The organism is Nocardioides palaemonis (assembly GCF_018275325.1).
GTDB lineage: Bacteria > Actinomycetota > Actinomycetes > Propionibacteriales > Nocardioidaceae > Nocardioides > Nocardioides palaemonis.
The window spans coordinates 1,249,678-1,268,875 of the sequence record NZ_JAGVQR010000004.1; the positions used below are offsets into that span (position 1 = coordinate 1,249,678).

Annotated in this window: 22 protein-coding genes; 12 read left to right on the forward strand and 10 right to left on the reverse strand. The window is 73.9% G+C overall.

Going from position 1 to position 19,198, the window contains the following annotated elements:
• Nucleotides 1–132: 132 nt before the first annotated feature.
• On the forward strand, nucleotides 133–264 hold the full coding sequence (locus KDN32_RS23085) for a hypothetical protein (protein WP_283093592.1): 132 nt from the start codon (nucleotides 133–135) through the stop codon (nucleotides 262–264).
• 3 nt (nucleotides 265–267) lie between these two features.
• On the opposite strand, the gene KDN32_RS21790 is transcribed toward KDN32_RS23085, so the two are convergent.
• Nucleotides 268–864: a DUF998 domain-containing protein gene (locus KDN32_RS21790; protein ID WP_211734808.1), complete on the reverse strand. Its 597-nt coding sequence runs from the start codon at nucleotides 862–864 to the stop codon at nucleotides 268–270.
• A gap of 84 nt (nucleotides 865–948) precedes the next feature.
• Here KDN32_RS21790 and KDN32_RS21795 point away from each other — a divergent pair, with 84 nt between their 5' ends.
• Nucleotides 949–1,092, forward strand: a complete 144-nt coding sequence (locus tag KDN32_RS21795) for a hypothetical protein (protein ID WP_211734810.1) — start codon at nucleotides 949–951, stop codon at nucleotides 1,090–1,092.
• Nucleotides 1,093–1,113: 21 nt separating this feature from the next.
• Nucleotides 1,114–2,118 carry a beta-ketoacyl-ACP synthase III gene (locus tag KDN32_RS21800; RefSeq protein WP_211734812.1) on the forward strand — a complete coding sequence of 335 codons (1,005 nt, stop codon included), beginning with the start codon at nucleotides 1,114–1,116 and terminating at the stop codon, nucleotides 2,116–2,118.
• Between the two features lie 61 nt (nucleotides 2,119–2,179).
• On the opposite strand, the gene KDN32_RS21805 is transcribed toward KDN32_RS21800, so the two are convergent.
• The 6 genes from KDN32_RS21805 to KDN32_RS21830 all read right to left on the reverse strand — a co-directional run bounded on the left by KDN32_RS21805 (nucleotide 2,180) and on the right by KDN32_RS21830 (nucleotide 7,553).
• Nucleotides 2,180–2,620 carry a VOC family protein gene (locus KDN32_RS21805; protein ID WP_211734814.1) on the reverse strand — a complete coding sequence of 147 codons (441 nt, stop codon included), beginning with the start codon at nucleotides 2,618–2,620 and terminating at the stop codon, nucleotides 2,180–2,182.
• 159 nt (nucleotides 2,621–2,779) lie between these two features.
• Nucleotides 2,780–3,541 carry a dimethylargininase gene (gene ddaH, locus KDN32_RS21810; RefSeq protein WP_211734816.1) on the reverse strand — a complete coding sequence of 254 codons (762 nt, stop codon included), beginning with the start codon at nucleotides 3,539–3,541 and terminating at the stop codon, nucleotides 2,780–2,782.
• Between the two features lie 29 nt (nucleotides 3,542–3,570).
• Nucleotides 3,571–4,281, reverse strand: a complete 711-nt coding sequence (locus KDN32_RS21815; protein WP_211734818.1) for an alpha/beta fold hydrolase — start codon at nucleotides 4,279–4,281, stop codon at nucleotides 3,571–3,573.
• Between the two features lie 53 nt (nucleotides 4,282–4,334).
• On the reverse strand, nucleotides 4,335–6,347 hold the full coding sequence (locus KDN32_RS21820) for an NADPH-dependent 2,4-dienoyl-CoA reductase (protein WP_211734820.1): 2,013 nt from the start codon (nucleotides 6,345–6,347) through the stop codon (nucleotides 4,335–4,337).
• Between the two features lie 3 nt (nucleotides 6,348–6,350).
• Nucleotides 6,351–6,887: a PadR family transcriptional regulator gene (locus KDN32_RS21825; RefSeq protein ID WP_211734822.1), complete on the reverse strand. Its 537-nt coding sequence runs from the start codon at nucleotides 6,885–6,887 to the stop codon at nucleotides 6,351–6,353.
• Between the two features lie 183 nt (nucleotides 6,888–7,070).
• Entirely contained in the window at nucleotides 7,071–7,553 is a 483-nt protein-coding gene (locus KDN32_RS21830; protein WP_211734824.1) for an Lrp/AsnC family transcriptional regulator, read from the reverse strand.
• Between the two features lie 95 nt (nucleotides 7,554–7,648).
• On the opposite strand from KDN32_RS21830, the gene KDN32_RS21835 reads away from it, so the two are divergent.
• The 8 genes from KDN32_RS21835 to KDN32_RS21870 all read left to right on the forward strand — a co-directional run bounded on the left by KDN32_RS21835 (nucleotide 7,649) and on the right by KDN32_RS21870 (nucleotide 16,730).
• The gene (locus KDN32_RS21835; RefSeq protein ID WP_211734825.1) at nucleotides 7,649–8,821 is read left to right on the forward strand and encodes a trans-sulfuration enzyme family protein; all 1,173 of its coding nucleotides are present in this window, start codon (nucleotides 7,649–7,651) and stop codon (nucleotides 8,819–8,821) included.
• Nucleotides 8,822–8,845: 24 nt separating this feature from the next.
• Nucleotides 8,846–9,994 carry a CaiB/BaiF CoA transferase family protein gene (locus tag KDN32_RS21840; protein ID WP_283093593.1) on the forward strand — a complete coding sequence of 383 codons (1,149 nt, stop codon included), beginning with the start codon at nucleotides 8,846–8,848 and terminating at the stop codon, nucleotides 9,992–9,994.
• A complete protein-coding gene (locus KDN32_RS21845) occupies nucleotides 9,991–10,728 on the forward strand; it encodes a glutamine amidotransferase (protein WP_211734827.1) in 738 nt (245 codons plus the stop codon). Before KDN32_RS21840 ends, KDN32_RS21845 begins: the two co-directional genes overlap by 4 nt.
• Nucleotides 10,729–10,814: 86 nt before the next feature.
• Nucleotides 10,815–11,252 carry a pyridoxamine 5'-phosphate oxidase family protein gene (locus KDN32_RS21850; RefSeq protein ID WP_211734829.1) on the forward strand — a complete coding sequence of 146 codons (438 nt, stop codon included), beginning with the start codon at nucleotides 10,815–10,817 and terminating at the stop codon, nucleotides 11,250–11,252.
• Between the two features lie 65 nt (nucleotides 11,253–11,317).
• Nucleotides 11,318–12,760, forward strand: coding sequence for a flavin-containing monooxygenase (locus KDN32_RS21855; RefSeq protein WP_211734831.1), 1,443 nt, complete (start codon nucleotides 11,318–11,320; stop codon nucleotides 12,758–12,760).
• A 283-nt stretch (nucleotides 12,761–13,043) separates the two neighbouring features.
• Nucleotides 13,044–14,111, forward strand: coding sequence for an LLM class flavin-dependent oxidoreductase (locus KDN32_RS21860; protein ID WP_211734833.1), 1,068 nt, complete (start codon nucleotides 13,044–13,046; stop codon nucleotides 14,109–14,111).
• Nucleotides 14,112–14,215: 104 nt separating this feature from the next.
• The gene (locus KDN32_RS21865) at nucleotides 14,216–15,688 is read left to right on the forward strand and encodes a GH1 family beta-glucosidase (RefSeq protein ID WP_211734836.1); all 1,473 of its coding nucleotides are present in this window, start codon (nucleotides 14,216–14,218) and stop codon (nucleotides 15,686–15,688) included.
• Nucleotides 15,689–15,698: 10 nt separating this feature from the next.
• Nucleotides 15,699–16,730 carry a LacI family DNA-binding transcriptional regulator gene (locus KDN32_RS21870; protein WP_211734838.1) on the forward strand — a complete coding sequence of 344 codons (1,032 nt, stop codon included), beginning with the start codon at nucleotides 15,699–15,701 and terminating at the stop codon, nucleotides 16,728–16,730.
• Between the two features lie 3 nt (nucleotides 16,731–16,733).
• Here the strand turns inward: KDN32_RS21870 and KDN32_RS21875 are convergent, their stop codons facing one another.
• Genes KDN32_RS21875 through KDN32_RS21885 form a run of 3 tightly spaced genes read right to left on the reverse strand, consistent with a single transcriptional unit; the run spans nucleotide 16,734 to nucleotide 18,588 of the window.
• Nucleotides 16,734–17,129, reverse strand: coding sequence for an arsenate reductase ArsC (locus KDN32_RS21875; RefSeq protein ID WP_211734840.1), 396 nt, complete (start codon nucleotides 17,127–17,129; stop codon nucleotides 16,734–16,736).
• Nucleotides 17,126–18,223 carry an ACR3 family arsenite efflux transporter gene (gene arsB / locus KDN32_RS21880; protein ID WP_211734842.1) on the reverse strand — a complete coding sequence of 366 codons (1,098 nt, stop codon included), beginning with the start codon at nucleotides 18,221–18,223 and terminating at the stop codon, nucleotides 17,126–17,128. The genes KDN32_RS21875 and arsB overlap by 4 nt, the downstream gene beginning before the upstream one ends.
• Nucleotides 18,220–18,588 carry a metalloregulator ArsR/SmtB family transcription factor gene (locus KDN32_RS21885; protein ID WP_307854285.1) on the reverse strand — a complete coding sequence of 123 codons (369 nt, stop codon included), beginning with the start codon at nucleotides 18,586–18,588 and terminating at the stop codon, nucleotides 18,220–18,222. Before KDN32_RS21885 ends, arsB begins: the two co-directional genes overlap by 4 nt.
• A gap of 77 nt (nucleotides 18,589–18,665) precedes the next feature.
• Here KDN32_RS21885 and KDN32_RS21890 point away from each other — a divergent pair, with 77 nt between their 5' ends.
• The gene (locus tag KDN32_RS21890) at nucleotides 18,666–19,097 is read left to right on the forward strand and encodes an ArsI/CadI family heavy metal resistance metalloenzyme (RefSeq protein WP_211734843.1); all 432 of its coding nucleotides are present in this window, start codon (nucleotides 18,666–18,668) and stop codon (nucleotides 19,095–19,097) included.
• The last annotated feature ends 101 nt before the right edge of the window (nucleotides 19,098–19,198 follow it).

Below are 19,198 nucleotides of genomic sequence, written 5' to 3' on the forward strand. Positions count from 1 at the left end.
CGCCGTGCGACGCCGCGCGGGGCTTGGACGGGTGGCGCTGTCCCCGCGCGACGTCGACTGCCTGGTCTTCGGGGTGACCCTGCGTCGCGGATGGGTCCCACCCGTGTTGTCCCGCGCTGGCAGGGTGGTGGCATGGGCATGGGCAAGAAGGTCGCAGCGCTGGGCATCGCGAAGAAGGTCTACGACGAGGCCCGCAAGCCGCACAACCAGGCGAAGATCCGCGCCGCGGTGCAGAAGGTGCAGGAGCGGCGCCGGCCCCGCTGACCCTCAGCGCGCGCGGGCGTACGGCCAGGCGAACGCCGCGAGGCCGCCGAGCACCGGCCACAGCGCCAGCCGCTCGAGCGCGCCGGCGGCCTGCTCGTCGCCGGACAGGATGAAGCCGACTGCGGCCGCGCCGGTCACGATCCCGGTCGCCAGCAGGCCCTTCGCGAGCGCCGGGCGCTCGTGGCGCAGCCGGTGGCCGAGCGCGAGCAGGGCGAGCGGCTGGCCGACGAAGAGCGGCGTCGCGGCGAGCGCGTGAAGCGTGGCGTCCTGGTCGAGCGGTGCCATCCCCGTCGCGACCGAGCTCACGCCCGAGACGACCAGCAGCCCGGTCACCCACGGACCCAGCGGCCGGGCGAGCAGCGCCGCTCCGCCCGCGAGCAGCACGCCGTAGCCGACGAACGAGCCGTTCATCACCGCGTGCCGCGGCGAGCAGTAGTCGGCCGTGCAGCCGACCTCGCCGAGCTTGCTGACGGAGTCGGAGACGAAGCTGTAGCCGCCGCGCGTCGCGGCCGCGGTCACCACCTCGGTGAGGACGTACGTCGGTCGCAGCAGGAAGGCGAGCGCGCCGAGGCGTGCGGCGCGGGAGGGGGTGGTGGGCACGCCGCCAACCTAGCGGCGCGGACCCCACCGCTGCGGGTGTGCGCGCTCTTGTGACCGGTCGGTCCGGGGGCGTAGCCATGGGTCATGGTCACCACACCGCAGGAGCCGCTGCCCGAGCCCGACGTCGTCCCGTCCGGCGACCCGGACGTCAACCCGGTCGAGCCCGGGAAGACCCCGGAGCCGCCGATGCCGGAGACCGAGCCGGCCGGCGGTCTGGGAGCGTCGTAGCCCGATGCCTATGCTCGCCCCATGAGGATCGAGCAGCCCGTCGAGATGACCCACGCCGCGATGCTGGGGCTCGGTGTCCACCGGCCCGAGCGGGTCGTGACCAACGAGGAGATCTGCGAGGTCCTCGACTCCTCCGACGAGTGGATCCAGACCCGCTCGGGGATCCGCACGCGGCGCTTCGCCGGTGAGGACGAGACGCTGATCGGCATGTCGGTGTCGGCGGCCCGCAAGGCGCTGGACGCCGCCGGGGTGGACGCCGACCAGCTCGGCTGCGTCATCGTCGCCACCTCGACCCACCCGGAGCACACCCCGGCGTCGGCGCCCCAGGTCGCCACCGCGCTGGGGTCGACCGCCGCCGCGTTAGACATCTCGGCCGGCTGCGCGGGCTTCTGCCACGCGCTCAACCTCGCCGCGTCCATGGTGCGCTCGGGCGCCGAGACCCACGTGCTGGTCATCGGGGTCGAGCAGCTCAGCCGCTTCATGGACCCCACCGACCGCGGCACCGCCTTCATCTTCGCCGACGGCGCCGGCGCGGTCGTCGTCGGACCGTCCGACGCCCCGGGCATCGGCCCCACCGCGTGGGGCTCCGACGGCTCCCAGGCGCACGTGATCACCCAGACCCCGAGCTGCATGGGCACCCGCGCGCACACCGACGCCGACCACCCGGTCGTGCAGATGGAGGGCACCGCGGTCTTCCGGTGGGCGCCGTTCGCGATGGCCAAGGTCGCCCACCAGGCCCTCGAGCTCGCCGGCGTCGGCCTCGACGACCTCGACGCGTTCGTGCCCCACCAGGCCAACCTGCGCATCACCCAGACGCTGGCCAAGAACATCGGGCTGCCCGAGTCGGTCGCGATCGGCACCGACGTCGTCGACTCCGGCAACACCTCCGCCGCCTCGGTCCCGCTGGCGATCGAGGCGATGCTGCGCAAGGAGGAGGCCGCGGTCGGTGACACCGCGCTGCTGATCGCCTTCGGCGCCGGCCTGTCCTACGCCGGGCAGGTCGTCACGCTGCCGCCGCTGGGCTGAACGCTCCGACGGTGGAGCGCCGGGCCCGACCTAGCGGCCCCACGCTCCACCGTCGCCGTGGTCACCCGACCCGCTGCGCCACCGAGGCGATGATCCCCTCGGGCCCGCGGACGTAGGCCTGGCGCCAGGTCTCCTCGTACTCGCCGACCTTCCCGACCAGCCCGTAGCCCATCGCCGCCGCCGCGGCGACGGCCGCCTCGATGTCGTCGACCTCGAAGCCGAGGCTGCGCAGCCCGAGCTCGTTGGCCATCGCGTCGGGCGAGCCCTCGACCATCGCGGGGCGCACGAAGCTGGAGAGCTCGACCGAGCTGCCGCCGCCCGGGCAGCCGAGCATCACGATCTCCGTGCGCGACCCGGGGATCGCGCAGACGTCGTCGATGAAGTCGCCCTCGACGAAGGCGCGTCCCTGGACGGTCATGCCAAGGGCGACGAAGAACTCGGTCGCCCGGTCGAGGTCGCGGACGGTGACGCCCACGTGGTCGAAGCGCTTGATGTGTCCCATGGGTGGATCCTCCCTGTCTCTGTGCACCGGGGTCGGAGCCGCGGGCGGGTACTCGACATCGTCAGCCCGCCGACCTGGCGCGCCGCTCGCCGACAGTGGAGCCGGCGTCCCGTAGGTCGGGCGCACCACTCCACTGTTGCGAATCCGCTCGCGGCCGGCTCAGCGGAGGCGCACCGACAGGCAGGTCACGCAGCCCTCGAGCTTCTCGTACTCGCTGACGTCGACCGCGACGACCCTCAGCCCGCGCTCCTCGTAGAGCGCGCGGGTGCGGGGCGCCGCCGACGACATCAGGACCGTCGAGTCGTCGAGCAGCACGACGTGCGCGCCCGGCTCCTCCGGGACCCCGAGGTACGACGTCCACGTGCCCGGGTCGTCGACGACCGGGTCCCAGCCGACGACGGTGCCGTCGGGCAGCGCGGTGACCGCCGACTTGAGGTGCAGCGCCTTGGTCAGCGGGACCGCGACGACCTCGGCGCCCAGCGGCGCGAGGTGGGCGGCGAGCTGGTCGATGCCGGACTGGTTGGTGCGCCCGCCGAGGCCGACCCACACGGTGCCGTCGTGCTTGAGCACGTCGCCACCGTCGAGGGTGCCGGGCGCCTCGATGTGGGCGATCCGGAAGCCGAGGTCGCGCAGGACCTGATCGGTGCCGGCGGTCTCGGGCTTGCGCTCGTCGGCGCCAGGGCGGGTGATGACGGCGAGGTCGGCGTACATCACGACGGTGTCCTCGACGAAGACCGCGTCCGGGCAGTCGGGCTCGGGCGGGACCTCGATGGTCTCCCAGCCCTCGGCCTGCAGGGCGGCGACGTAGGCCTCCCACTGGCGCCCGGCCAGGTCGAGGTCGACCGGCACCCGGTCGATGTGGGTGAGCAGGCCGTCGGCGAGGCGGGGGCCGGGACGGCGGACGAGGGCGCGGCGGTTCACGCAGCCGATCCTCCCAGCCCGTGCCGGCGTCACGCCCGCGCGGCGCTCCGGGCGAGACGGTCGGCGACGACCTGCCAGACGTCGGGGTCGACGCCCATGCCGACGTGGGTCGAGCGCACCTCCACGTGCTCAGCCCCGCGCGTCCTGCGGTCGAGGCAGGCCTGCCACGCCACGACGCCGTCGCGGCGGGAGTACATCGCGGTCAGGGGCACGCTGATCGGGGACTCGGCGTCGAGCCGCTCGGCCAGCTTCCAGCCCTCGCGGTCGGGCGCGGCCTCGAAGGAGCGCGCCGCGGAGGTGAAGGTCGGCCCGCCGACGACCGGCGTGCCGTAGGTGACGACCCGGCGCACGGCGTCCGGGTGGCGCCGCGCGACCTCCCGGGCGATCACGCCGCCGAGGCTCCAGCCCACCAGCGAGGCGGGGCCGCCGGTCTGCTCCACGAGCTCGAGGAGCCGCGCCGACAACCGGTCGATGTCGGCGCCGGTGTCGCCCAGGTTGGTGCCGAAGCCCCAGCCGCGGGCGTCGTGGCCGAGCCGCCGGAGGTACGCCCGCAGCGGGGCGCCGGTCAGCTCGGGCGCACGCCAGCCCGGGATGTCGATGACCAGGTGGCCGTCGCCGCGCGGGACGGCCAGCAGCCGCGGAGTGGCGGCCGCGAGTCGGGTCGCGGCCAGCGGCGAGGTCAGCTCACCGACCTGCAGCCGACCGCTGGGCGGGCCGACCGGGGCCGGGAGGCCGTCCACGTCCCGTGCCACGGCCCGCGTGCGCAGGCCGGTCGCGGCGAGCAGCGCGCCCCTCACAGCGCGGCCACGACCTCGGTGCCCTGCTTGATCGCGCGCTTGGCGTCGAGCTCGGCGGCGACGTCGGCGCCGCCGATCAGGTGCGCGTCACGGTCGAGGCCGTCGTAGAGGCTGCGGGCCGAGTCCTGGCCGGCGCAGACGACGACGGTGTCGACCTCGATGACGCGCGGCTGGCCGTCGACGGTGACGTGCAGGCCGGCGTCGTCGATCCGGTCGTAGGTCGCGCCGCTGACCTGGGTCACCTTCGACTGCTTGAGCACCGCGCGGTGCGCCCAGCCCGACGTCTTGCCCAGGCCGATGCCGATCGGGGTGGTCTTGCGCTGCACCAGGGTGACCTCGCGGGCGGGGGTGCGCGGCTTGGCCTCGGTGAGCCCGCCCGCGGTGAGCGAGGGGTCGCCGACGCCCCAGTGGGCCATCCAGTCCTCGAGGTCCTCGGGCTCGTGGGTGAGGAAGACGCTCACGTCGACGCCGATGCCGCCGGCGCCGATCACCGCGACCCGCCTGCCGGGCACGACCGCGCCGCTCAGCACGTCGGCGTACGACGCGACGGACGGGTGGTCGATGCCCGCGATGTCCGGGATCCGCGGCTGCACGCCGGTGGCGACGACGACCTCGTCGAAACCGGCGAGGTCGTCGGGGGTGGCCTCGGTCGAGAGGCGTACGTCGACGCCGAGGACCTCGAGCCGGCGCGTGAAGTAGCGCAGGGTGTCGGCGAAGTCCTCCTTGCCGGGGACCGCCATCGCGAGGCGGAACTGGCCGCCGAGCTCGGGCGACTTCTCGAAGAGGGTGACGGCGAAGCCGCGCTCGGCCGCGCTGGTCGCGGCGGCGAGCCCCGCCGGGCCAGCGCCGACGACGGCCACGGTCTGCTTGCGCAGCGTCGGCATCAGCACCAGCTCGGTCTCGTGGCAGGCACGCGGGTTGACCAGGCAGGACGCCCGCTCGTTGGAGAACACGTGGTCGAGGCAGGCCTGGTTGCAGGCGATGCAGGTGTTGATCTCGTCGGCGCGCTCGTCCATCGCCTTCGCGACGAACGCCGGGTCGGCCAGCAGCGGGCGGGCCATCGACACCAGGTCCGCGTCGCCGCTGGCGAGGATGTCCTCGGCGAGCTCGGGGGTGTTGATCCGGTTGGACGCGCACACCGGGACGTCGACGACCTGCTTGAGCCGCGCGGTGTAGGACCGCCACGCGGCGCGCGGGACCTGCGTGATGATCGTCGGCACCCGCGCCTCGTGCCAGCCGATGCCGGTGTTGAAGACGGTGACGCCGGCGGCCTGCAGGTGCAGGGCGAGCTCGGCGGTCTCCTCCCAGGTCTGGCCGCCCTCGACCAGGTCGAGCAGCGAGATCCGGTAGACGATCGGGAAGTCGTCGCCGACCAGCTCGCGCGAGCGGCGTACGACCTCGACCGGGAAGTGCATCCGGCGCGCGGCCGAGCCGCCCCACTCGTCGTCGCGGTCGTTGGTGCGCGCGGCGAGGAACTGGTTGATGAGGTAGCCCTCGGAGCCCATGATCTCGACCGCGTCGTAGCCGGCCTTGCGGGCCAGGGCGACGCTCTTGGCGAAGGCGGTCGCGGTGTGGTCGACCTCCTTCGCCGACATCGCGTGCGGCTTGAAGGGCGTGATCGGCGACTTCTTGTCCGAGGCGCTCTGCGACAGCGGGTGGTAGCCGTAGCGCCCGGCGTGCAGCACCTGCAGGGCGATCGCGCCGCCGGCCTCGTGCACCTCGCCGGTGACCCGCTGGTGACGGATCGCGTGGAGCCGGTTGGTCATCTCCGAGGCGAACGGCTTGAGCCAGCCGCGCTTGGTGGGCGCGAAGCCGCCGGTGATGATCAGGCCGGTGCCGCCGCGGGCGCGCTCGGCGAAGAAGGCCGCGAGCTTGTCGAGGTCCCAGGGGTGGTCCTCGAGCCCGGTGTGCATCGAGCCCATCACCACGCGGTTGCGCAGGGTGAGCGCGTCGGGGCCGCTGCCGAGCGTCAGCGGCTCGAGGAGGTGGGGGTAGAGCGGGTGCGTCATCTCTCAGTCCTTCGCGTGTGCCTGCAGGTACTCGGTGATCCAGTCGATCCAGAAGCGCTCCAGCCGGATGCCGCCGCGCAGCACCAGCCACTGGTCACGCCCGGCGTCGTCGAGCGACCCCGGGTCGGGGAACTGCGTGCGCTCCATCTGCTCGTAGGCCGCGAGCCGGAGCGCGTGGTCGGCCCGGGTGTCGGCCAGGTGGTCGAGCAGGCGCGCGCGGTCGCCGTACGACGCCCCGCGCAGGCGGACCGCCAGGTCGCTGCGAAACGCCTCGACCGGCATCGGCTCGGCCAGCCAGTCGGCGAGCACGCGGCGCCCGGTCTCCGACGGGGTGTGCACCCGCTTGTCGGGGCGGCCCTCCTGGGTGACGACCTCGACGGTGACCCAGCCATCGGCCTCCATCCGGGCGAGCACGCGGTAGATCTGCTGGTGGGTGGCGTGCCAGAAGAAGCCGAGCGACCGCTCGAAGCGCCGGGTCAGCTCGAGCCCGCTCGCCGGGCGCTCGCTGAGCGCGACGAGGAGGGCGTGCTCGAGGGCCATGCCGGCATCGTGCCCGACCTATGCAACTCGTTGCAAGAGGGGGTGCGCCACGTCACGAGGATCCCCGGCTGACCGGCTTTCGCTGAACTTGTCAGGCGTTGCACGGGCCGACAAGTTCAGCGATCCCCGGCTGACCGGGGATCGCTGAAAGCCGGTACGCCGCCTCCCGCCCGCTGGCGGGCGTCACAGCACGCCGACGCCGGGGATCTCCTCGAAGACCAGCTGGGTCTCGGTGTGCCGGACGACGGGGTGGACGTTGAGGTGCTCGAGGACCAGGTCGCGGAGCTGGGCGGTGGAGGCGACCGCGACGTGGAGCAGGTAGTCGTCCTCGCCGCCGACGTGCAGGATCCGCAGCACGCCCGGCACGCGGGCGAGGACCTGGTGGAAGCTCGCCACGTGGTCCCGGTTGTGGCTGCCGAGGCGGACCTTGATGACGGCCTGGATCGGGTACCCGAGGGCGGCGAGGTCGATGTCGGCGTGCACGCCGCGCACGACGCCGCGTTCGCGCAGCGACCGCACCCGCTGCAGGCAGGTCGACTCGGCGATGCCGAGCCGCTTGGCGAGCGACGCGTTGGTGACCCGCCCGTCGGCGGCGAGCTCGGTCAGCAGGCGACGGTCGAGGGCATCGGGGGGTGCAGGATCCGCCGATGGGGGTGCAGGAGTCATGAGGTGGTCCTCGGGATCTTCGGCGCAAACGGCACGTGGGGAGCATTGATTCGGAGACGGTTGCCCGCTGGCGAGGATTCCACGACGGTGGCGCCATGACCAGCCTCGACACCCTCGCCGTCCACGCCGGCCGCGCCGACCTGTCCGCGCTGGGCGTGCACGCGCTCCCGCTCGACCTGTCGACCACCAACCCGTTGCCGACCATCGACGCCGGCGGTGCGTCGTACGAGTCGATGGCGACGGGCGGCCACCCGACCGAGGGCGGGCTGGTCTACCAGCGGCTCTGGAACCCCACCGTCGCCCGCTTCGAGGAGGCGCTGGCCGGGCTCGAGCACACCGAGGCGGCGGTGGCCTTCTCGACCGGCATGGCCGCCGTCACCGGCGCCGTCCTGGCCGCCGTCGCGGAGGGCAGGGGCCGCCACGTCGTCGCAGTCCGCCCCCTCTACGGCGGCACCGACCACCTGCTCGCCTCCGGGATGCTCGGGGTCGAGACGACGTACTGCACGCCCGCGGAGGTCGCGACGACGGTCCGCCCCGACACCTGCCTGGTCGTCCTCGAGACGCCGGCCAACCCGACGCTCGACCTGGTCGACCTCGACGCGGTCGTGGCCGCCGCCGGCCGGGTCCCGGTCCTCGTCGACAACACCTTCGCCACGCCGGTCCTGCAGAACCCGGCCGACCACGGCGCCGCGCTCGTCCTGCACAGCGCGACGAAGTACCTCGGCGGGCACGGCGACGCGATGGGTGGGGTCGTCGCCTGCTCCGAGGAGTGGGCCGGCGCCCTGCGCCGGGTCCGCGCGGTCACGGGAGCCCTGCTCCACCCGATGGGCGCCTACCTCCTGCACCGCGGACTGGCCACGCTCCCGCTGCGGGTGCGCGCACAGCAGGCCGGAGCCGGCAAGGTCGCCGCCTGGCTGGCCTCCCACCCGGCGGTCCGCGAGGTGCGCTGGCCCGGCCTCGCCGAGTGCGACCCGCTCGGCCTCGTCGGTCGCCAGATGCGCGGACCCGGCGCGATGCTCGCCTTCCGCGTCGAGGGCGACTTCGCCGCGGCGTCCCGCGTCACCGAGGCGGTCTCGCTCTTCACCCACGCCGTCTCCCTCGGCGGTGTCGACTCCCTGGTCCAGCACCCCGCCGCGCTGACCCACCGTCCCGTCGCCGCGGACGCGAAGCCCGACGCCGACGTGCTCCGGCTCTCCATCGGGCTCGAGGACCCCGAGGACCTCTGCGCCGACCTCGCCCGCGCGCTGGACGCGGCCTCGCGACCGTGACAGCGCCGGTGTCATGATCGGCGCATGACCTACGAGCTGGGGCAGGGGACCGGTCCGCTGCGGGGCGTACGCGTGGTCGAGCTCGCAGGCATCGGTCCCGGACCGCACGCCTGCATGCTGCTCGCCGACCTCGGCGCCGACGTGATCCGCGTCGACCGCCCCGGCGGCGGGATGTTCGCCATCGGCCGCGCCGACCTGCTCAACCGCGGACGCCCGAGCGTGGCGCTCGACCTCAAGCAGCCGGCCGCGGTGGCCGCGGTGCTCGACCTGGTCGCGGACGCCGACGTGCTGGTCGAGGGCTTGCGCCCCGGGGCGACCGAGCGGCTCGGCCTCGGTCCCGACGACTGCCTCGCCCGCAACCCGCGGCTGGTCTACGCGCGCATGACCGGCTGGGGCCAGGACGGCCCGTGGAGCCGCACGGCCGGGCACGACATGAACTACGTCGCCACCAGCGGCGTCCTCCACGGACTGGGCCAGGACCCCGCGCGACCGCACTTCCCGAGCAACCTGCTCGGCGACTTCGGCGGCGGCTCGACCTACCTGGTGATCGGGGTCCTCGCCGCGCTGCTCGAGGCCCGCGGCAGCGGGCAGGGGCAGGTCGTCGACGCGGCCATCGTCGACGGCAGCGCCCACCTCAACGCGATGGCCTCCGCGTTCGCCGCGATGGGCGTCGACACCGGCCGCCGGCGCTCGGGCCTGCTGGACGGCGGCACACCCTGGTACGACCTCTACGAGACGGCCGACGGCGAGCACGTCAGCGTCGGCGCCCTGGAGCCGCAGTTCTGGGCCGAGCTCGTCGCGCGGATCGGCGTCGACCTGCCCGACCGCGACGACCCGGCCCACCACCCGGCGATCCGGGAGGCCCTGACCCGCCGGTTCAAGGAGCGCACGCAGGCCGAGTGGGCCGAGGTCTTCGACGGCACCGACGCGTGCGTCGCCCCCGTCGTACGCCTCGCCGACGCGCCGCGCCACCCCCACCTCGCCGCCCGTGGCACCTTCGTCGAGCGCGACGGCGTGACGCAGCCGGCGCCCGCGCCGCGCTTCTCCCGCACGCCGCCCTCGCTCTCGACGCCGCCGCCGCTCCCCGGCGAGCACACCCGCGAGGCGCTCGCGGCGTGGGGGATCGCCGACGTCGACGCGCTGCTGGCGAGCGGCGCGGCGGTCCAGGCGTGAGACCCTTCCTCTTCCTCGGCACCCGGGCCGAGGACGACGTCGCGCAGCAGGAGTACGACGCGGTCCTCGCCGGCACCGGCCTGCATCCCGACGAGCTGGTCCGCGTCCGGCTCGAGGCGGGGCCGCTCGGCGACGTCGACCTCGACGACTGGTCGGGCATCGTGCTCGGCGGCGGGCCGTTCAACGCCTCCGACCCGGAGGACACCAAGTCGCCCGCCCAGCGGCGCGCGGAGGCCGAGCTGCGCGGCCTCGCGGAGCGCGTCGTCGCGGCCGACTTCCCGTTCCTCGGCGCCTGCTACGGCATCGGCGTCCTCGGCGGCCTGGCCGGCGGCGTGGTCGACCGGACCTGGGGCGAGCCGATCGGGGCCCTCCCGGTGCGGCTGACGCCCGAGGGGGTCGCGGACCCGCTGTTCGGCGCGCTGCCGCCGGTCTTCGACGCCTACCTCGGCCACAAGGAGGCGGTCTCCCGGCTCCCCGATGGTGCGGTGCTCCTCGCGTCGACCCGGACCTGCCCGGTCCACGCGTTCCGCATCGGGCGCAACGTCTACGCCACGCAGTTCCACCCCGAGCTCGACGCCGTCGCGATCTGCGACCGGATCGACGCCTACAGCGCCCACGGCTACTACCTCCCGCACGAGCAGGAGCAGCTGAAGGCGGCGGCCCGCGAGGCGGTCGTGACCGAGCCGGTGCGGCTGCTGGCGCGCTTCGTCGAGCTGCACGCCCGGGTCTCGTGAGGGTCGCTGCCCGACCTCCTCGACCAGCGGCGGATCGGGACGTTCGGCCCTGCCGCGGCCCTCACGCCGCGGCCTAGCGTCAGGACATGGACGACCCGACGACCCGCATGGACACCGAGGAGTGCTGGGACTTCCTGCGCCGCCAGGAGCTCGGCCGGATGGCCTACCACCTGCTCGACGAGGTGCACCTCGTCCCGGTGAACTACGCCATGGACCACGACCCCGTGACCGACCGCCGCTCGATCCTCTTCCGGACCGCGGAGGGCTCCAAGCTGCTCGGGGTGGTGATGAACAACGACGTCGCCTTCGAGGCCGACGAGCTCGTGGACGAGGAGGCGACCAGCGTGATCGTGCGCGGTCGGGCGCGGCTGCTCGACGAGCACGAGGAGCACCGGGCCGACAACCTGCCGCTGCGCCCGTGGGTGCCGACCCTGAAGTACAACGTGGTCGAGATCGACGTCTCCGAGATCAGCGGACGCCGCTTCGCGCTCGCCCGGCCGTGGCGGCACATGATCCCGGACTGAGCAGGCTGGCCGGCGTGGTGTAACTCATGGTTACAACACGAGGGCCGGCGGCCTAGGCTGGAGCGGTGACCGACCACGTCGACGTGCTGATCGTCGGGGCCGGGCTGTCCGGCATCGGCGCCGCGGCCCACCTCGCCAAGGACCTCCCCGACGCGTCGTACGCCGTGCTCGAGCGGCGGGCGGCGAGCGGCGGGACGTGGGACCTGTTCCGCTATCCCGGCGTCCGCTCGGACTCCGACATGTTCACCCTCGGCTACCGCTTCCGGCCCTGGCGCGGGGAGCAGGCGCTCGCCGACGGCGCCTCGATCCTGCAGTACGTCCGCGACACCGCCGCCGAGTACGGCGTGGACCAGCACATCCGCTACGGCCACCACGTGACCGGCGCCGCCTGGGACGGCACGACCGCCCGGTGGACGGTCACGGCCGAGGTCGACGGCGAGCCGCGGAGGATCACCGCGGACTTCCTGTGGTCGTGCAGCGGCTACTACGACTACGACCGCGGCCACCGCCCGCACCTCGAGGGCGAGGAGCGCTTCGGCGGCACGCTGGTCCACCCCCAGCACTGGCCCGAGGACCTCGACACGACCGGGAAGCGGGTCGTGGTGATCGGCTCCGGCGCGACCGCGGTGACGCTGGTGCCGGCGCTCGCGGCGGCCGGCGCCGCGCACGTGACCATGCTGCAGCGCTCCCCGACGTACGTCCTCCCGCTCGCGGCGCGCGACGGCTTCGCTCGCGCTGCCCGCAGGGTGCTCGGCGAGCGGCGCGCCTACCCGCTCGTGCGGGCCAAGAACGTCGCCGCCTCCACCGCGCTCTACCAGCTCAGCCGACGCCGCCCCGACGTCGTGCGCCGCCTGGTCCGCAAGGCCAACGTCGCGCTGCTGCCGCCGGGCTACGACGTCGACACCCACTTCCGCCCGACCTACGACCCGTGGGACCAGCGGCTGTGCCTGGTGCCGGACGGCGACCTGTTCCGCGCGATCTCCGACGGCTCCGCGTCCGTCGTCACCGACACCATCCGCACCTTCACCGAGACCGGCATCGAGCTGTCCTCCGGCGAGCACCTCGACGCCGACGTCGTGGTCACCGCCACCGGGCTCGAGCTGCTCCTCTTCGGCGGCGCCGAGCTGAGCGTCGACGGCGAGGTCGTCGACCCGTCCGACACGATGGCCTACCGCGCGATGATGCTCTCGGGGGTGCCGAACTTCGCGTTCACGATCGGCTACACCAACGCGTCCTGGACGCTGAAGGCCGACCTGGTGGCGGAGTACGTCGTCCGGGTGCTGCGGCGGATGCGCGCCGAGGGCCGGCGCACCGTGGTCCCCACGCCGGACGACTCGGTCGGTCGTGCGCCGCTGATGGACTTCGACGCCGGGTACGTCCGTCGCGCCGCCCACCTCCTGCCCCGCCAGGGCACCGAGGCGCCGTGGCGGCTCAAGCAGAACTACCCCTACGACGCGGTGCAGCTGCGCCGCTCGCGCCTCGACGACGGCGTGCTCACCTTCCGCTGACACGGCCGCCGCCGCTGGTCGAGGAAGGAGCAGCCGCTGGTCGAGGAAGGACGAAGTCCTGTCACGAGACCCGGGTCTCGTGACGGTCGCTGCTCGACCTCCTCGACCAGCGGGGGCGCGTGACCTCCTCGACCAGCGGGGCGCGCGACCTCCTCGACCAGCGGGGCGCGCGACCTCCTCGACCAGCGGGGGCGCGCGACCTCCTCGACCTGCGGGGCGCGCGACCTCCTCGACCAGTGCGGCGCGACCTCCTCGACCAACGGTGGGGTGGGAGGATCACCGCATGTCCCGCGACGAGTCCTACGACGCCCTCGGCACCCGCGAGCACCCCACGCTCGGCCTCGACACCTTCGGCGACGCGCCGCTCGACGGCGCGCCCGCCAACCACGCGGAGGTGCTGCGCGAGGTGGTGGCCGAGGCCGTGCTGGCCGACCGGGTCGGCGTCGACTACATCGGCCTGGGTGAGCACCACCGCGCCGACTACGCCGTCTCCGCGCCCGACGTGGTGCTCGCGGCGATCGCCGGGCAGACCGAGCGGATCCGGCTCGGCACGGGCGTCACCGTCCTCTCCAGCGACGACCCGATCCGCGTCTACGAGCGGTTCGCGACGCTCGACGCCGTGTCCGGCGGCCGCGCCGAGGTGCAGCTGGGGCGCGGCTCGTTCATCGAGTCGTTCTCGCTGTTCGGTCTCGACCTCGGCGACTACGACCGGCTCTTCGCCGAGAAGCTCGACCTCTTCGCCGCGCTCCAGTCCGAGCAGCCGGTGTCGTGGCAGGGCACGATCCGTCCGCCGGTCGAGGCCAAGCAGGTCTACCCGACCACCGCAGCCGGCCGGCTGCCCGCCTGGATCGCCGTGGGCGGCACGCCCGAGTCGGTGGTGCGCGCGGCGAGGTACGCCATGCCGCTGGTGCTCGCGGTGATCGGCGGGTCGCCCGCGGCGTTCGTGCAGCTCGCCGACCTGCACCGCCGCGCGCTGGCCGAGATGGGCCACCCCGAGCTGCCCATCGGGATGCACTCGCCGGGCCACGTCGCCGCCACCGACGCCGAGGCGCGCGAGCAGCTCTACCCGCACCAGGCCGAGATGTACACGCGCCTGGGCCGCGAGCGCGGCTGGCCGCCGTACTCGCAGATCCAGTTCGAGCAGGCGGCCTCGCCTCAGGGCGCCCTCTTCGTCGGCTCGCCGGACACGGTCGCGGCCAAGGTGGCGTGGGCCGTGCGCACCCTCGGGCTCTCCCGCTTCCAGCTGAAGTACTCCGTCGGCGCGCTGCCGCACGAGCAGCGCCTGGAGTCGGTGCGGCTCTACGGCGAGGAGGTCGTGCCGCGCGTGCGCCGCCTGCTGGCGGAGGACTGACCGACCTGCTCCCACGGGACGGTTGACGCGATCGGGGTGCGCCCGCGACGATGGTGGCCGATGGGAGTGGAAGCGCTTCCACACCCGGCAGGAGGAGCATCCCGATGAGCGTGCAGACCGGTGTCGACCGGACGACGACCACCGCCCGCGAGGTCCGGTTCCCGCCCGACTTCGTGTGGGGGATGGCGACCGCGTCCTACCAGATCGAGGGCGCCGTCGCCGAGGACGGACGCACCCCGTCGATCTGGGACACCTTCTCCGCGATCCCCGGTGCCGTGATGGGCGGCGACACCGGCGAGGTGGCCTGCGACCACTACCACCGGATGCCGGCCGACGTGGACCTCCTCGCCGACCTCGGCGCCACGTCGTACCGCTTCTCGGTGGCCTGGCCGCGGGTACGCCCCGACGCGGGGCCGGTCAACCCGGCCGGCCTCGCGTTCTACGACCGGCTCGTCGACGCGCTGCTCGCGCGCGGCATCGCGCCGTGGCTGACGCTCTACCACTGGGACCTGCCGCAGGTCCTCGAGGACGCCGGCGGCTGGACCAACCGCGACACCGCCTTCCGGTTCGTCGAGCACGCCACCGCGGTGCACGACGTGCTCGGCGACCGGGTGCCGACGTGGACCACGCTCAACGAGCCGTGGTGCTCGGCGTTCCTCGGCTACACCGCCGGGCACCACGCGCCCGGGCGGCAGGAGGGCGCCGCCGGTCTCGTCGCGGCCCACCACCTGATGCTCGCCCACGGGCTGGCCGTCACCGAGCTGCGCAGCCGCGGCGCCGACCGGCTGGGGCTGAGCCTCAACCTCACCGTCGCCGACCCGAGCGACCCGTCCGACCCGGTCGACATCGACGCCGCGCGCCGCATCGACGGCCTGCACAACCGGCTCTTCCTCGACCCGGTGCTGCGCGGGGCGTACCCCGCCGACGTCCTCGACGACACCGGTGCGCTGACCTTCGACGGCCGGCCGTGGACCGACGCGATCCGCGACGGCGACCTCGCCACCATCTCGGCGCCGATCGACGTGCTGGGCGTGAACTACTACCACGGCAACGAGGTCTCCGGGCACCCGCGCACCGACGTCGTCGGCATCGGCGCCGACCACCCGGACCGCGAGGAGCTGTCGCCCTTCCCGGGCGCCGAGCACGTCACCTTCCCCAGCCGTGGGCTGCCGATCACCGACATGGGCTGGGAGATCCAGCCCGACGGCCTGCGCCGGCTGCTGCTGCGCCTGCACGAGGACCACCCCGGTGTCCCGGTCCACCTCACCGAGACCGGAGCGGCCTTCGCCGACCGGCCTGACGCCGACGGCGCGGTGCACGACCCGGACCGGATCGCGTTCCTCGACTCCTACCTCCGGGCGGTGCACGACGCGCTCGAGGCCGGAGCAGACGTCCGGGGCTTCTTCCAGTGGTCGCTGATGGACAACTTCGAGTGGGCCTTCGGCTACGCCAAGCGCTTCGGCCTGGTCCACGTCGACTACGACACCCTGGAGCGGACGCCCAAGTCGAGCGCCCGGTGGTACGCCGAGGTGGCGCGCACCGGCGTCCTGCCCGCGCCGGGGGGTGCGGCCGACTAGCGTTGACCGGGTGACGACGCGCCGGCCCGCACCTCCCTCGGCGACCCCCACGCTCGACGAGGTCGCCCGGGTGGCCGGTGTCTCCCGCGCCACTGCCTCGCGGGCGATCAACGGCGGGCAGCGGGTGAGTGCGGCCGCGCAGGCGGCCGTCGAGGACGCGGTCCGCGAGCTGGGCTACGTCCCCCACCCGGCCGCCCGCAGCCTGGTCACCCGCCGCACGGACTCGGTCGCCGTGCTGGTCCCCGAGCCCGACGACCGCGTGTTCTCCGACCCGTTCTTCGCCGGGACGCTGCGCGGCGTCAACCGGGTGCTGAGCGAGCGCGACATCCAGATGGTGCTGCTGCTCGCGCGGCCCGGCGCCGACACCGCGCGCACGCTGCGCTACCTCACCCGCCGCCACGTCGACGGCGCCATCGTGACCTCCCACCACCGCGACGACCGGCTCGCCGAGCACCTCGCGGACATCGGGCTGCCGTGCGTCTTCGGGGGCCGGCCCTGGACCGGTGGCGAGCGCGTCTCGTGGGTCGACGTCGACAACACGGCGGGTGAACGGCTGGCCACCGAGGCGCTGCTCGCCCGGGGCTGCACGCGCATCGGCACGATCGCCGGGCCGGCCGACATGACCGCGGCGGTCGACCGGCTCGGGGGGTGGACGCAGGCCATGACGGCCGCCGGGCTGGCGCCCGACGCGGTCGAGCGCGGCGACTTCACCGAGGCGAGCGGCGAGGCCGCCTGCCGCGCCCTGATGGAGCGGCACCCCGACCTCGACGGGCTCGTCGTGGCCTCCGACCTGATGGCCGCCGGTGCCCTGCGGGTCCTGGCCGAGCTCGGTCGGCGCGTGCCCGACGACGTCGCCGTGGTGGGGTTCGACGACCTCGGCGTCGCCGAGCGCACCGCGCCGCCGCTCACCACGGTCCGCCAGCCGGTGGAGGAGATGGCCGAGCGCGCCACCCGGCTGCTGCTCGAGCGGGTCGACGCGGGCGGCGGCGACCCGGTGCGGGAGGTCGTCGCGCCGACCCTCGTACGCCGCGCCAGCGCGTGAGGCTCAGGCCAGCGAGGCGATGAGCTCCTCGACCCGGCGCTTGATCTCGTCGCGGATCGGGCGGACGGCGTCGATGCCCTGCCCGGCGGGGTCGTCGAGCTTCCAGTCCTCGTAGCGCTTGCCCGGGTAGAAGGGGCAGGCGTCGCCGCAGCCCATCGTGACCACCACGTCGGACTCCTGCACCGCTGCATCGGTGAGCACCTTCGGCGTCGCGGCGGTGATGTCGACGCCCACCTCGGCCATCGCCTCGACCGCGACCGGGTTGATCGTCTCGGCCGGGGCGGACCCTGCCGAGAGCACCTCGACGCGGTCACCGGCGAGGTGCTGCAGCCAGCCGGCGGCCATCTGGGAGCGGCCGGCGTTGTGGACGCACACGAACAGGACGGTGGGGCGGCTCATCGGGAGATCTCCTCGGAGGCGTGGTCGGTGGCGGTGGGAGCGGGGTGCGGGAAGCGGTCGCGCAGGGCGAGGCTGACGTAGACCAGCGCGACGAGCACCGGGACCTCGATCAGCGGGCCGACGACCCCGGCCAGCGCCTGGCCGGAGGTGACGCCGAAGGTCGCGATGGCGACCGCGATGGCGAGCTCGAAGTTGTTGCCGGCGGCGGTGAAGGCCAGGGTCGTGGTGCGCTCGTAGGTCATGCCGAGCCCGCGGCCGAGGGCGTAGCCGCCGCCCCACATCAGCGCGAAGTAGGCCAGCAGCGGGAGCGCGATGCGGGCGACGTCGAGGGGCCGGCTGGTCACCTGGTCGCCCTGGAGCGCGAACAGCACCACGATCGTGAACAGCAGGCCGATCAGTGCCCACGGCCCGACCTTGGGCAGGAACGCCGACTCGTACCACTCGCGCCCGCGCAGCCGCTCGCCCCCGGTGCGGGAGAGCCAGCCGAGCAGCAGCGGGACGCCGAGGAAGACGAGCACGGACTTCGCGATCTGCCATGCCGAGACGTCGAGGTCGGCGGTGTCGAGGCCGAGCCAGCCGGGCAGCACCTCGAGGTAGAACCAGCCCAGGCCCGCGAAGGCGACGACCTGGAAGACGGAGTTGAGTGCGACCAGCACGGCCGCCGCCTCGCGGTCGCCGCAGGCGAGGTCGTTCCAGATGATCACCATCGCGATGCAGCGGGCGAGCCCCACGATGATCAGGCCGGTCCGGTAGTCCGGGAGGTCCGGCAGCAGCAGCCAGGCGAGGGCGAACATGAGGGCCGGTCCGACCACCCAGTTGAGCACCAGCGACGCCAGCAGCATCCTCCGGTCGGAGGTGACGGAGTCGAGGCGGTCGTAGCGGACCTTGGCGAGGACCGGGTACATCATCACCAGCAGGCCGAGCGCGATCGGCAGCGAGACGCCGTCGACCTCGACCGCCGAGAGGGCGTCGCCGAGGCCGGGGACGAGGCGACCGAGCAGCAGCCCGCCGACCATCGCCAGGCCGATCCAGAGCGGGAGAAGCCGGTCGAGGGTGGAGAGGCGGGCCGCCACCTGGCCGTCGGGCGCGCTCATCCCTCGCCGCCGATCAGGGAGGCGAGGTCGGCGAGGACCTCGCGGCGCACGGCGTAGTAGACCCACACGCCGCGCTTGGCGCGGTCGAGCAGGCCCGCGTCGTGCAGCACCTTGAGGTGGTGGCTGATCGTCGGCTGGGAGAGGTCGAAGGCGTCGTTGAGGTCGCACACGCACGCCTCACCGCCCTCGCTCGCGGCGACGATCGACACCAGCCGCAGGCGTACGGGGTCGGCGAGCGCCTTGAGCAGCGGGGCGACGCCCTCCGCCCGCTCCGCGGAGAGCGGCTCGCGCAGGAGGGGCGAGCAGCAGGCGGCGGTCTCGACGGGGGTGAGGGTCAGCGGCGGACGTCCAACAGACTTCGACACAGATCAATATTGACAGGTATCGATCCATGGTGCAACCTCAACACATCGACATCCATCTATGTGAACGGAGCACCACCATGTCCCGCCTCCAGCTGGCCCTCAACGTCGACGACCTCGAGACGTCGATCGCCTTCTACTCCACGCTCTTCGACACGGCGCCGCACAAGGTGCGCCCGGGCTACGCCAACTTCGCGGTCGCCGAGCCGCCCCTCAAGCTGGTCCTCATCGAGAGCCCGGGCCAGGGTGGCAGCGTCAACCACCTCGGGGTCGAGGTCGGCGACGTGGACGTGGTCGACGCCGAGCTCACCCGGCTGGCCGCCGCCGGCCTCGCGACGACCGAGGAGCGCGACACGACCTGCTGCTACGCCAAGCAGGACAAGTTCTGGGTCGACGGCGCGCCGAACGGCGAGCGGTGGGAGGTCTACACGATCACCGACGACGCGCCCGCCACCAACGCCGACGGGGACGCGCCCGACGACGCCGCGCGCGCCGCGGGGTGCTGCGCCTGAGCCGACGCGGATCACACCCGGCGCGATTCACCAGAAGGCCGGTCGGACCGATAGCGTGGGAGCCACAGACGCCCGGCCGGTCTTGCCCCGGGCGCAGGTCC

Coding starts and splice junctions, on each gene's coding strand:
- KDN32_RS23085 (WP_283093592.1), top strand. CDS start 133: ATGGGCATGGGCAAGAAGGTCGCAGCGCTGGGCATCGCGAAGAAGGTC.
- KDN32_RS21795 (WP_211734810.1), top strand. CDS start 949: ATGGTCACCACACCGCAGGAGCCGCTGCCCGAGCCCGACGTCGTCCCG.
- KDN32_RS21800 (WP_211734812.1), top strand. CDS start 1,114: ATGAGGATCGAGCAGCCCGTCGAGATGACCCACGCCGCGATGCTGGGG.
- KDN32_RS21805 (WP_211734814.1), bottom strand. CDS start 2,620: ATGGGACACATCAAGCGCTTCGACCACGTGGGCGTCACCGTCCGCGAC.
- KDN32_RS21820 (WP_211734820.1), bottom strand. CDS start 6,347: ATGACGCACCCGCTCTACCCCCACCTCCTCGAGCCGCTGACGCTCGGC.
- KDN32_RS21825 (WP_211734822.1), bottom strand. CDS start 6,887: ATGGCCCTCGAGCACGCCCTCCTCGTCGCGCTCAGCGAGCGCCCGGCG.
- KDN32_RS21830 (WP_211734824.1), bottom strand. CDS start 7,553: ATGACTCCTGCACCCCCATCGGCGGATCCTGCACCCCCCGATGCCCTC.
- KDN32_RS21835 (WP_211734825.1), top strand. CDS start 7,649: ATGACCAGCCTCGACACCCTCGCCGTCCACGCCGGCCGCGCCGACCTG.
- KDN32_RS21840 (WP_283093593.1), top strand. CDS start 8,846: ATGACCTACGAGCTGGGGCAGGGGACCGGTCCGCTGCGGGGCGTACGC.
- KDN32_RS21850 (WP_211734829.1), top strand. CDS start 10,815: ATGGACGACCCGACGACCCGCATGGACACCGAGGAGTGCTGGGACTTC.
- KDN32_RS21860 (WP_211734833.1), top strand. CDS start 13,044: ATGTCCCGCGACGAGTCCTACGACGCCCTCGGCACCCGCGAGCACCCC.
- KDN32_RS21865 (WP_211734836.1), top strand. CDS start 14,216: ATGAGCGTGCAGACCGGTGTCGACCGGACGACGACCACCGCCCGCGAG.
- KDN32_RS21875 (WP_211734840.1), bottom strand. CDS start 17,129: ATGAGCCGCCCCACCGTCCTGTTCGTGTGCGTCCACAACGCCGGCCGC.
- arsB (WP_211734842.1), bottom strand. CDS start 18,223: ATGAGCGCGCCCGACGGCCAGGTGGCGGCCCGCCTCTCCACCCTCGAC.
- KDN32_RS21890 (WP_211734843.1), top strand. CDS start 18,666: ATGTCCCGCCTCCAGCTGGCCCTCAACGTCGACGACCTCGAGACGTCG.